This is a genomic window from Clostridium tunisiense TJ (genome assembly GCF_000300195.1).
Taxonomy (GTDB): Bacteria; Bacillota; Clostridia; order Clostridiales; family Clostridiaceae; genus Clostridium_J; species Clostridium_J tunisiense.
This window is the reverse complement of record NZ_AMQH01000003.1, coordinates 1-11,753: the sequence shown is the minus strand read 5'-3', so window position 1 is coordinate 11,753 and position 11,753 is coordinate 1. Positions and strand designations below refer to the sequence as shown.

The following is an 11,753-nucleotide window of genomic DNA, read 5'->3' as shown; positions in this document are numbered from 1 at the left end:
GTGATGATGCGTTTAGAAGATACACCCGTTCCCATACCGAACACGAAGGTTAAGATCTAAACGGCCAAGAGTACTGCAAGGGAGACTTTGTGGGAGGGTAGGTGGTCGCCAGGTCATATGGCTCGATAGCTCAGTCGGTAGAGCAGAGGACTGAAAATCCTCGTGTCGCTGGTTCGATTCCTGCTCGAGCCACCATTGTGGCGCCATAGCCAAGTGGTAAGGCAGAGGCCTGCAAAGCCTTTATCCCCAGTTCAAATCTGGGTGGCGCCTCCACAAATACCCACATCTTAGGATGTGGGTATTTATTTTTTTGTATAAAAATATAAACCTTTTACTTTACAATATATTATAAATTCTTATTTCTAAACCTATATAAAATTGTAAGAATAATGTAACAAAAAATGAGAATTTTTATATAATAATTAATGTAATATTTCCAATAAGTTATTACTAATATTTAATTAACAAAGTTTATAAGTAAAAAATAAGGTTTAAGAAAAAACAAACCTATTTGTATTTTGAAAATATTCTCACTTAAGAGTAAAGCTAATCTATATCAAGAGATATTACGATTGCTGATACTATTCTAGTGTATTGTTCGTTTATAGAGCTTTATAGAGTATAGTGATGTTTAAAGGGGGTTAGTGGGGGTAGAAACTTGTATCAAACCCTAGTATAATACAATAGTCATGATTAATTTAGTGATAGTTGTTTAGGAGGCTTAGCTATGGGTGCTATGTATAAGGAAATAATTTTCAGAAAAAGACTTCCAGTAATTATAGTGTTTTTCTTTGCAATGATAGTTTTGATATCAATTCTTAAAATAATAGAAGTTATGGATATAGTGCCTTTACATCTATCAAGAGAAGTAGATATAATTTGCTTATTTAGTTTATTGCTATTTGGAGGCTATGAAGTTCAAAAGTGTAGAGTTCAATATAAGTATTCCATAATAGGAGATGAACTTATTATACACAAGCTTAAGGGTGAGGAGCAAATACTAGTAGAAGATATTAAGATAGAGGATATCCAATATATAGGTTGCATAAGTAAATCTTGCAATAAGAAGAAAAGTATTAAGACTAAAAAATATATATGTTCAATTTTAAATATAAATAAGTATTGTTGTATATATAGTGAAGGTAATAAGAATTACAAGATGTACTTTGAACCTAGTAGAGATCTTATTAATAAAGTTAAGAGCATAAAAGATAAACAGCACAGGTTCTGTCATAAGGCAGATAACTTTAATTTAGGAGCTGGAAGCACTAATGTATGTAAGTTGTAATAACTTATATTTTAATGCTACAGTATTACCATAAAAGAAAAAGATAGTCACAATTAGATGTGACTATCTTTTTCTTTTATAAAGCTTTGGAAGGTGTTTATGATACTAGAGCTAATCATAATAGCTTTATAACAGTTATTTATCTATAAACTTCTGAATTAATCAAATTAAGTTAATCTTAGGTTTTCTATATAGATAAATAATTATTCACTATTGATTATGAGTTTAAATATTTATTTAGTTCTGCTGTTATTTCCGCTACTAAATCCTTTCTTTCTATGAAGTCAACGCCTGTAATAGCAAAGGCTTCTATAGCCTTATAAATTTGATCCTCTGCAAAGCTTGATATAGTAGAGTTTTTAAATTCTTCAGAAGGGCAGGAAATATTAGAGTTCTCTACGATGGATATAGAAGGATAGATAGTTGGAGTGGTATGACTTACATTACCAATTCCGAGGGGATAAATAACATTTTTAGTACTACCTATATCTATAATTCCTCGTTCTTTTAAGTTATTAGAAAATATTCTTGAAAGAGTCTTGTTTGTTATTAGCTCGCTACATGGAAGTTCATATAGGCTTACATCATATTTAGTAGTTATTAAAGGCTCAATGGCTTTAATATAATCTCTTATATTCTTTTCAATAGATTCACTTTGAGTAATTTTTCTTGATTTAACCTCAAACTTAGCACTAGCCCTTGAAGGGAGTTCATGAGTACTATTATCTGCTTCAATGCAAAGATGATCTATATAGCAATCATCAAAGCTTTCTTTTACAATATCATTGATGAAGTTCATGGTATAAAGACAAGCATCTAAAGCAGTCTTCTTAAACATATTAGAGCTATTGTTACCATTAAGCTCATAGGTGATTTTTAAGGGTATTGTTGCCATTGATGTCCCACTTTCAGCATTACTATTATCTACGTGAGGAGCAAATATCACATCAATTTCATCAAACACCTTATCATGAGTCATTATAATTTCTGAACCATTGGAGTATTTGCCAGGACAACCGATAACAACTACACTTCCACCAAGTTTATCTATGGCAGAAGATAAGCCAATAGCTGCCCCTATAGAAATAGTAGCATTGGAGTTGTTTCCGAAAATATGACCATTCTCATCACCACTACTGTACTTACATATATAACATATACAGGGGTGTTCATTGCCTATTTTTGCGTAAAAGGCAGTAGGAATGTTTTGGAAATTTTCAGTCACTGAAAAGTTATACTTTCGTAATAAGTTTGTAATATATTTAGAAGACTTATGTTCATTAAAACAAGTTTCTGGGTTATTATATAAAAACTTGTTCAAATCTAGAATTTCATCTTTTATATTAAACAAATAATTAATAACATTATTTTTCACTGAACTTTCTCCTCTCTATTTTAATGATAGTTGCAGGTTCAATAGTTATGGCATTATATTTTAATATAATTAGTATAACCAACATAAGATTTTGTATTTTATATAAAGCGTTATTATTAAATTTATTTATAGAAAATCATTGTTTGTTTCTAAATTCCAAAAAACAATTAATTAGTAAATGCATTTTAACCTGTTTATTTAGTGTACCTTAAAAAAGTATAATATATAAGTTGCAACAGTGTTTCTACATTACTTGATAAATCATAAGCAAATTGTGGGAAAGAGAAATCAAAAAGAGGTTTATTATTAGTTCAATTTCTTTAGTGCATTCTATATATAAAGACAATATTATAGTTACATATAGCAATAATACATATTCAATAACTTTCAATGTTACTTTAGGTAGAAAAATTAGGAAATGTAATAGGAAATATTTTTTTTGGACAAAATAAAAATTTCATAGTAACTGAATAAAATATAGAGTAGGGGGCGATAATTAAGACAAGTAAAACGAACAATATTTGAGGGGGATATTATGAAAATGGATTGTATTATATGTAGAAAGCCTCTAGAAGATGGTATAATTATTTATGGAAGAGGAATTTGTAAATGCTGTGAAGAAAGACTACTAAAAATGGATGTTAATACAGATTTCTATGAATTCTATAAAAACTGTATAAGAAAGAACATAGTTCAGCTTATACAAAGAGGAGTGAATGAGGAGTGCCAAAATTACCACTTATAGAGGAGCTGCTTAAATATATAAAGGAAGATAACTCTTACTTTGCAATGCCAGGCCATAAAATGGGAAAGGCATTTACTACAGTTCCAGAGGGTAAAGTAATTTTAGATAATTTATTAAAATTTGATGTAACAGAAGTTGAAGGATTAGATAATCTGCATAACCCACAAGGGATTTTAAAAGAAGCACAAGAGCTTCTAAGTAATTACTATAAAAGTAAAAAGTCTTATTTTTTGATTAATGGAAGTACATCGGGAAACTTAGCTATGATTTTTTCTACTTTTGAGGAAGGCGATAAAATTATAGTAGAGAGAAATTGCCACAGGTCAATATACAATGGCATAATAATGAGAAAACTAACACCAATTTATATAAAAAGTAAAGTTAGTAGTATTTATGATGCTCCTTTCTCCATAGATAAGGAGCATTTATTTAATTTGATAAAAAATAATAGGGATGCTAAAGGTATAGTTCTTACATATCCTAACTATTATGGCATATGTACAGATTTAAAAGCAATTATAAATCAAGCTAAAAAGTATGGAATGAAAGTTCTTATAGACTCTGCCCATGGAGCTCACTTTGGAGCAATAAAGGAACTACCAGAAAGTCCTATTGAATTAGGGGCTGATATGGTGGTACAAAGTGCACACAAAACATTGCCAAGCCTAACTCAAACGTCTTACTTACATGTAAGTGATAACGTAGACCTAGAAAGAGTAGATTTTTATGTGAGTAGCTTTTTAAGTACAAGCCCCTCTTATATGTTTATGGCATCTATGGATTTTGCTAGATTCTTTATGGAAAGCTATGGAGAGGGAGTTTATAGTAGCTTACTACAAATATGTGACAGGTATAGAGAAAAAATAGATGCTTTAGAGGGATTTCATATAATCAATGAAGCAGATGTTGAAGATGAAAATTTGTATGGGTGTATTACGCCTTTAATAGATAAAACTAGATATGTTATTAATGTTCCAAGAGGATACAGTGGACATAAGTTATTAGATTATTTAAGGGAAAATAGGGTCCAATGTGAAATGAGTGATAGTAGAAATGTAGTATTAATATTTTCTTCAGGCAATGATGAAGATGATTTTATAAGATTATATTCAGCATTAAAAAGCTGTGATTTACAGATATTAAGAGAATCTTATATAATACCTATAGATGCACAATTACCTAGCATGGTAATGCTACCCCATGAAGCCTTTTCTAAAGAGAAGTTTTTAATACCCTTAGAAAAAGCTGAAGGTACTATCTGTGGAAAGGCTATTGTTCCTTATCCACCAGGAATACCTTTAGTAATGCCGGGAGAAATTATAACTAGGGAAATAATTGAGGTAGTGAAGTACTATATGGATAATGAAGTAACCTTATTAGGTGTTGAAAATAATAATGTAGTAATAATTAAAAATTAAATTAGTTTACTCATATTTTTATTAGAACTTTATAATCATATTTACGGAGGATAAGTAGATGAAGCAGGGATTATTAATAGCATTAGAAGGGCCAGATGGCTGTGGAAAGTCAACTCAAATTCAGTTATTAGACAATTATTTCAAAGCAAGGGGATTTAATGTAATAAAGACTAGAGAACCAGGGGGAACTGCTATTAGTGAAAAGATTAGAAATATAATTTTAGACAATAATAATAGCGAGATGAGTGATATGTGTGAGGCATTGCTTTATGCAGCTTCTAGGGCGCAACTTGTAGATGAAGTTATAAAGCCAGCTCTCAATGAAGGAAAGATGGTTATTTGTGATAGATTTGTGTACTCTTCTATGGTTTATCAGGGAATTGGCAGAGAACTTGGAATGGAAACTATAAAGTCTATAAATGATGCGGCATTAAGAGGACTTGAAGCTGATTTAGTGTTTATGATTACAATACCTTATGAACAAGGACTAGAGAGAAAAAGAAAACAAAGAGAACTTGATAGGTTAGAAAACGTAGGAGATAATTTTCATAAAAAAGTTTTTGAAGGGTATTCGAAAATATGTGAAATCTATGATAAAATAATAGTAATAGATGGAAATAAAGCTGTAGAAGAAATACACAATGAAATTACTGCACATATAGAACAAAGGATAGGAATATAAATAATAAAACTAATATAGGAGGGATTATTATGAAACTAGTTATTGCTATAGTTCAAGACGATGATGCGGGAGACTTAATTGACATTATAACTGAAAATGGATTTAGAGTGACAAAACTTGCAACTACAGGAGGCTTTTTAAAGGCTGGTAATACTACTTTGATGATTGGAGTAGAAAAAGAAAAAGTTGATGTAGTATTAAAGCATATAGAAGATGTATGCAAAGTAAGAAAGCAAGTAATATCTTCTCCATCTCCAGTAGCAGGTTCAACAGGAGTATATGTTCCATATCCTGTAGAGGTTAATATTGGAGGGGCAACTATATTTGTAGTTGATGTAGATAAGTTTCTAAGGGTATAATTAAGGCATCTGAAAATAAGTAACAAGTCAAAGATGTGAAGGATATTTTGAGTTCACAAGCAAGCAGGTTCCTTAGATAGTAGAGCTATCTAAGGATTCTGTTGACGCAGTATAACACAAAATAGACGATCATACTGATTTATTTATTTTTGAAAAGGTCTAACTATCTAAATAATGTACAATAACCTCATGGCTTATTGTACATTATTTAATGTTTAGGAGGTAAATATGAGCATTATAGGGCATAGTGAAATATTGAATAGTTTTGTAAGAGCAATTAATAATAATAGAATATCTCATGCTCATATTCTTGTTGGTGATGATGGTATAGGTAAAAGCCCATTAGCTACAGCTATTGCGATAAAATTGATTGGAAAAGATGAAAATAGGGAATACATAGATATAGTACATTGGACGATAGAAAAAAATAAGAGCTTTATAGGAGTTGGAGCTATAAGAGATCTTACTGAGGAAATAAATAAAAAGCCTTATGAGGGAGATAAGAAAATAATTATAATTCATCAAGGGGATAAGATGACAACTCAAGCTCAAAATGCTTTGTTAAAAACTATAGAGGAACCCCCTAAAAATGTATTTATCTTTATACTTTGTGAAAACTTACAGAGTATATTAGATACAATAAAGTCAAGATGTCAGGTTCATAGATTAAATCCTCTAAGGGAAAGTGAAATAAGAGACTTTTTAAAAACAAAGTATTCAAGCTTAGATGAAGAACAAATTAAAATTCTTCAAGCTTTTAGTGATGGTATACCAGGAAAGGCAGAAGTGCTTATCCATAATGAGGATTTTAACAACATAAGGCAAGGGATAATAGATATATTTAAAAATATAAGTAGTATATCCACAGAAGAATTATTAAAGTATGAAGATTACTTTAGTAAGTTTAATGACTCTTGGCAAGATGTAATTAATATAATTATTACAATTATTAGAGATACTATTATTTATAAAGAAATTGGGGATGAAAATTTAATTATTAATATAGATAAGTTACAAAATATTAAAGAGATAGCTAGCATGTTTTCATTAAGTAAATTAAATGATATTATTAGTATTGTAGGCGATACAAGAAAAACACTAGAGAAGAATGTTAATTTATCATTGACCTTTACAGTAATGTTACTTAAAATACAGGAGGCTTAAAATGGCAACAGTTATAGGAGTAAGATTTAAAAAGGCAGGAAAGATATATTATTTTAATCCTAATGGATTAGAAATAAAAAAAGGCGACTTTGTTGTAGTTGAAACAGCAAGAGGAATAGAATTTGGAGAATGTGTTATTGGTATAAAAGAAATAAGTGAAGCTGATATAGTAGCTCCATTGAAAAATGTAATAAGAAAAGCAGAGCCTGAAGACATAGAAAAAAATACTGACAATAAGAAGAAAGAAGAAGAAGCTTTTCAGCTTTGTTTAGAAAAGATATTAAAGCACCAGCTTAATATGAAGCTTATAGATGTAGAATACACCTTTGATAATAATAAAGTGATTTTTTATTTTACAGCAGATGGAAGAGTAGACTTTAGGGAATTAGTAAAAGATTTAGCTGCTGTATTTAGAACGAGAATAGAACTAAGACAAATTGGTGTAAGAGATGAAGCTAAGATGACAGGGGGCCTTGGACCTTGCGGAAGAACCTTATGTTGCTCTACGTTTTTAGGGGAATTTGCACCTGTGTCCATTAAAATGGCCAAGGAGCAAAATCTTTCTCTTAATCCTACTAAGATATCAGGTATATGTGGAAGACTTATGTGCTGCTTAAACTATGAGCAGGAGACTTATGAAGAAATAAGAAAGAGACTTCCAAAAGTAGGATCAATTGTAGAAACACCTTATGGAACAGGAGAAGTTATTGCAAATAGCGTAGTTAAGGAATCTGTAAAGGTGAAAATTAAGATAAAGGATGGAGAAGATGAAATCATAGCTATCAAAATAAATGACGTAAAGTTAATTTCTGGAAGCTTTGAAGACATTATCAGTGATGTGGATATTAGGGAGCTTGAAGGTCAAGTTGAAGACCCAGATATGATTAAAGAATTATTCAAAGAAAATTAGGAGGAAAAAGATGAAAGCCGTACTTAAGGTTTGTGACATGATAACTTGTAAAGATGTAAGCAAAATTAGAAATGCTATATCTAATAATGAAGGAGTTCTTGCTTGTCAGATACGACCTGAGAATAAAGAAGTGGAAATTGTTTATGATACTTATTTTATTAATATAGATGATATAGTAGCTTCTATTGAAGATAAAGGATATACAGTTATATAACCATAAACGCCTTTTATAGGTACCCTTAAAGAAATGAAGGTATGTTTTATGTACTGATTATAGGCTTAGATTTTGGGTATCTATAAATAAATTATATTATGGCTTAAAATAAAGTTAAGTATTTTAACACTTAATGAAATATTTTAAATTTATAAGTGATTTATTTATATATAATTACAATTTCAGATTATACTACCTAAATTATTAACCCCCTATACTTTAATTTTAAAGTATAGGGGGTGTTTATTATTATTAAATAACATTTTGGAAGCTGCAAGTCTGACATTTTCTTTAAGGGGCATTTTCTTAGCATAGGTAAGTTGCTTAAATAGCAATTCAAATCTGCTTCCAAAGTTGCCCTACAAAATGAACTTGTTAATTATTTAATAGTTCTTTTATTAAGTTCATAGTTATAAATTACATCGCCAAGATCAGTTAAGAAAGGCATTCCAATCTTTTCAGGGGTAAAATGAGAATCTGCAAATATGCCATCTTCATTAGAATGAATCACTGCAGTTAGCAAAAACTCAACATTATTTTTAGTATCTACAATATAAGCATTATCAATTAAATAACCATAAGCAGTACCAATCTTATTATATATCTTTATATTAGATGGAATGACTTTATCCTTTGACCCATACATAAAATACTTACCATAATTATCAGGAAGAGGATAAGAAGGATAAGTACATTCTTTAGGTAAGGTACTTAGGTATTTCTTTAAGTAATCTAAATCATCCTCCTTAAGATTAAATCTTTTACTTTCTGGAAGAGATGTTGGGAACATTACAGCCTTCATTAATTCTTGAAGGGTTTCAATGGAAGCGTAGTTAGACTCTGAAAAGTCATGAGGTCCATCAATAATAGCTCCGTCTTCTTCATGTTTTGTTCCTTTTAAAGTATTTTCTTCTGGAATTAAACTTGTATACTTTTTAGAATTATAAGCTAAAGGTTGTTCGTATATAACTTTGCCATTATCATCATAAAACACAAAAGGATTAGTATATCTATTTTCTTCAGTCATTGGAGCATCTGCAATACGTTGTCGTATTAAGATATCCTTATAGCCCTTTTTCCAAAGAGTTTCATTTAAGGTTTCTTGCCCAATAAATTCATAAAGTCTATTATAGGAGTCATTATCGCTAACTACAAGTAGTTTTTTTATATACTGGGCTATACTAGGTTTACCATTTTTAGCAGTAGGGTCTGAATTTTGAAAGCTTTGACTTTGGCGACCGCTTTTAACTTCTAATGAAGTATATTTATTTAAACCTGATACATTAAGGTTATTTAGCTTATCTAAAGCTACAAGAGCCGTAGCTAGTTTAATGCTACTGGCAGGGTAAAAGTATTTGTTCTTATCTATATTAAAGCCATTCTGAGTAAACTTAACAGAACCATCCGTAGCTCTATCAATTTGGGTATATAAAATTTGCACATCATATTTATCTTTATTTTTTAATATTTTCTCAAATTTCTCTGGATAAGCTTTTAAAATAGTTTCAACTAATTCATTGTTTGTTGAGGGGGTAGTATTATTTTCAACGGATTCCTTACTCTCAACAGAAGGATTAGGATTAGAAGAAGGCTTAGGATTAGAAGGTTTGAGTTTAGACATATTTACATATAAAAAACTTGTGCTTATAAAAGCTATAAGAAGAAATAGAGAAAGTAAAATCTTCAATTTAGCTTTTTTCCTTTTCTTAATATTCATTTAGAACTCCCTTCGAATTGTAACAAATTACAATAATTATAGAAAAATTTTAAATTTTATTCAATAGAGTTAATAATAAATTAATAACATTTAAATATTATTGACAAAAATGGAAATAGGTACACAACAATTATGTGATGAAGATTTATTAATGATTTTTAAAAAGAATGAAAGCCTTTTGTACTCCCTTTCATATAAGTTACTTTTAATTTGATGGGTAATGTAGAAATACTGTTGCAACTTATATATATGAAGAAACCTTCTCAGAATTATAAGAAAAAATGTACTTTCTATTAAATTTTGATATTAGTGAATAAAATCTATTTAAATGACAAGATTTATGGATGTAAAGAATATTCAGTAATTGAGGAGGATAATAAAGTGAAGAAAATTGCAGTTGAAAAAGGACTAAATCCAGTAAAAAGCTATTTACATCAAGAGGGATATAATGTTAGGGAATTTGATTCTACAAAGAAAAACGCATCAAGCGTACTTAATAAGTTTGATGCAGTAATTGTAACAGGGGAAAATTCAAATTTTATGGGAATCCAAAACTCGGATTTTTCAGCTACTATTATAAATGCTGATGGGTTAACTCCAAAGGATATAAAAAGTCAATTAGAAAGAAACAATTCAATGGAGTAGAAAAACTTAATTACTCTAGTCTATGATACATAAAAAAGGCAACTTCAATAGAATGTTATTTGCTAGGGAAGTTGCCTTTTAAAAGATATGTAAAAAATATATATAAAAGTTTGAAAGTAAAATAAGTATCATATAAGTCCTTTATAAAGCCTTTATGGAGATAACATTAGATATGTATAAGTAAGAGCTGTATTTTAGTTTCTAATAAATAAAATTAATTATAAATAATTTACAATTTAGTGTATATTTTACTAAAAATTGTTAATTATTTAAGTATAACTTATAAAAATAAAGAGGTGTTAAGAATGAAATTTAAAAAACAAATAATAACAGCAATCACATGTGCCGTAGTACTTTTGGGTATTTTCTTAACAGTTAGCTATATTGGAAGAGATAACAATACTACTGCTAGCAAAGATGATGATAAGAAACAGGTTACTACAGAAGCTGAAAAGAAGGAAGATAAAGCTAAAGAAGGCGAAAAAACTACAGAAGATAAAAAACCTTCCAATGGAACACAAGACACAGATAATAATCAAAAAAATGTAGAAGATACAGAAGTAGATAATGATGGACAACAAACTAAAAAAGATGAAGTAAAAACTGGGTCTTATACAGTAAAAAAAGATGATACTCTTTATAGTATAGCAAGAGCTTACATGCCAAATCATGATTTTAAAGAAGTTATAGCTACTATATTAAAAACTAATAAACTACAAAATGATAATACTATAGTTGAAGGACAAAAAATAATTATCCCTTATGAATTAGCTCTTGAAAGTAAGGCAACATCTTCTACTACAGTAGATAAAGCAAAAGAAGAAAATAAAGAAACTGCACAAAACAAAGAAACAGCTCAAGCCGTTAAAACAGGTAAAAAGTATGAAATTAAAACTGGAGATAGCTTATTTAAAATTGCAAAAGAGCAACTTCCACAAATGGCTATGACTGAAGCAATTGAAAAAATAAAAGCTCATAATGGATTAACTAATGTTAATGCTATAAAAGCTGGAGATGTTATTTATATACCACAACAATAATTAAGAAATACAATTTATTAAAGTATAAATATTATATTAAAAATATAACCCTGCAAACTATAATGTTGCAGGGTTATATTTTTAATATAATAACTTTACTATTCTCAGCATAGATAAAGTCCCCATCTAAGGTTAAAAGGTAAGTTATACTATAATTTTCGCACACTGCAAGATGAGTAGCATCATTTATAGAAAG

12 protein-coding genes, 2 tRNA genes and 1 rRNA gene are annotated in these 11,753 nt (G+C 29.4%); 13 read left to right on the top strand and 2 right to left on the bottom strand.

Annotation, left to right across the window (positions count from 1 at the left end; genetic code table 11):
- From rrf to C661_RS0102625, 4 genes are all read left to right on the top strand, one after another.
- Positions 1-114, top strand: a 5S ribosomal RNA gene (rrf, locus tag C661_RS0102640); the annotation flags it as partial.
- A 5-nt stretch (positions 115-119) separates the two neighbouring features.
- Positions 120-195, top strand: a tRNA-Phe gene (locus C661_RS0102635).
- A gap of 4 nt (positions 196-199) precedes the next feature.
- Positions 200-273 (top strand) — tRNA-Cys (locus C661_RS0102630).
- A gap of 454 nt (positions 274-727) precedes the next feature.
- On the top strand, positions 728-1,288 hold the full coding sequence (locus C661_RS0102625; protein ID WP_017413745.1) for a hypothetical protein: 561 nt from the start codon (positions 728-730) through the stop codon (positions 1,286-1,288).
- A 217-nt stretch (positions 1,289-1,505) separates the two neighbouring features.
- Here C661_RS0102625 and C661_RS0102620 read toward each other — a convergent pair whose 3' ends face one another.
- Complete coding sequence (locus tag C661_RS0102620) at positions 1,506-2,663, bottom strand: zinc-binding metallopeptidase family protein (protein WP_017413744.1); 1,158 nt, start codon at positions 2,661-2,663, stop codon at positions 1,506-1,508.
- A gap of 535 nt (positions 2,664-3,198) precedes the next feature.
- On the opposite strand from C661_RS0102620, the gene C661_RS0102615 reads away from it, so the two are divergent.
- From C661_RS0102615 to C661_RS0102585, 7 genes are all read left to right on the top strand, one after another.
- Entirely contained in the window at positions 3,199-3,408 is a 210-nt protein-coding gene (locus tag C661_RS0102615; protein WP_017413743.1) for a sigma factor G inhibitor Gin, read from the top strand.
- A complete protein-coding gene (locus C661_RS0102610) occupies positions 3,387-4,826 on the top strand; it encodes an aminotransferase class I/II-fold pyridoxal phosphate-dependent enzyme (RefSeq protein ID WP_017413742.1) in 1,440 nt (479 codons plus the stop codon). The genes C661_RS0102615 and C661_RS0102610 overlap by 22 nt, the downstream gene beginning before the upstream one ends.
- Before the next feature lie 58 nt (positions 4,827-4,884).
- Positions 4,885-5,508: a dTMP kinase gene (gene tmk, locus C661_RS0102605; protein WP_017413741.1), complete on the top strand. Its 624-nt coding sequence runs from the start codon at positions 4,885-4,887 to the stop codon at positions 5,506-5,508.
- 29 nt (positions 5,509-5,537) lie between these two features.
- Positions 5,538-5,867 (top strand): cyclic di-AMP receptor DarA, encoded by a 330-nt coding sequence (gene darA / locus C661_RS0102600; RefSeq protein WP_017413740.1) that lies wholly within the window; start codon positions 5,538-5,540, stop codon positions 5,865-5,867.
- Positions 5,868-6,095: 228 nt separating this feature from the next.
- Positions 6,096-7,031: a DNA polymerase III subunit delta' gene (locus C661_RS0102595; RefSeq protein ID WP_017413739.1), complete on the top strand. Its 936-nt coding sequence runs from the start codon at positions 6,096-6,098 to the stop codon at positions 7,029-7,031.
- A gap of 1 nt (position 7,032) precedes the next feature.
- Complete coding sequence (locus tag C661_RS0102590) at positions 7,033-7,941, top strand: PSP1 domain-containing protein (RefSeq protein ID WP_017413738.1); 909 nt, start codon at positions 7,033-7,035, stop codon at positions 7,939-7,941.
- Positions 7,942-7,951: 10 nt separating this feature from the next.
- The gene (locus C661_RS0102585; RefSeq protein WP_017413737.1) at positions 7,952-8,155 is read left to right on the top strand and encodes a heavy-metal-associated domain-containing protein; all 204 of its coding nucleotides are present in this window, start codon (positions 7,952-7,954) and stop codon (positions 8,153-8,155) included.
- 379 nt (positions 8,156-8,534) lie between these two features.
- Here the strand turns inward: C661_RS0102585 and C661_RS0102580 are convergent, their stop codons facing one another.
- Positions 8,535-9,872, bottom strand: a complete 1,338-nt coding sequence (locus C661_RS0102580) for a serine hydrolase (RefSeq protein WP_017413736.1) — start codon at positions 9,870-9,872, stop codon at positions 8,535-8,537.
- A gap of 381 nt (positions 9,873-10,253) precedes the next feature.
- Between C661_RS0102580 and C661_RS0102575 the strand changes: the two genes are divergently transcribed.
- Complete coding sequence (locus tag C661_RS0102575) at positions 10,254-10,517, top strand: YkuS family protein (protein ID WP_017413735.1); 264 nt, start codon at positions 10,254-10,256, stop codon at positions 10,515-10,517.
- Positions 10,518-10,822: 305 nt separating this feature from the next.
- A complete protein-coding gene (locus C661_RS0102570; protein ID WP_017413734.1) occupies positions 10,823-11,557 on the top strand; it encodes a LysM peptidoglycan-binding domain-containing protein in 735 nt (244 codons plus the stop codon).
- The last annotated feature ends 196 nt before the right edge of the window (positions 11,558-11,753 follow it).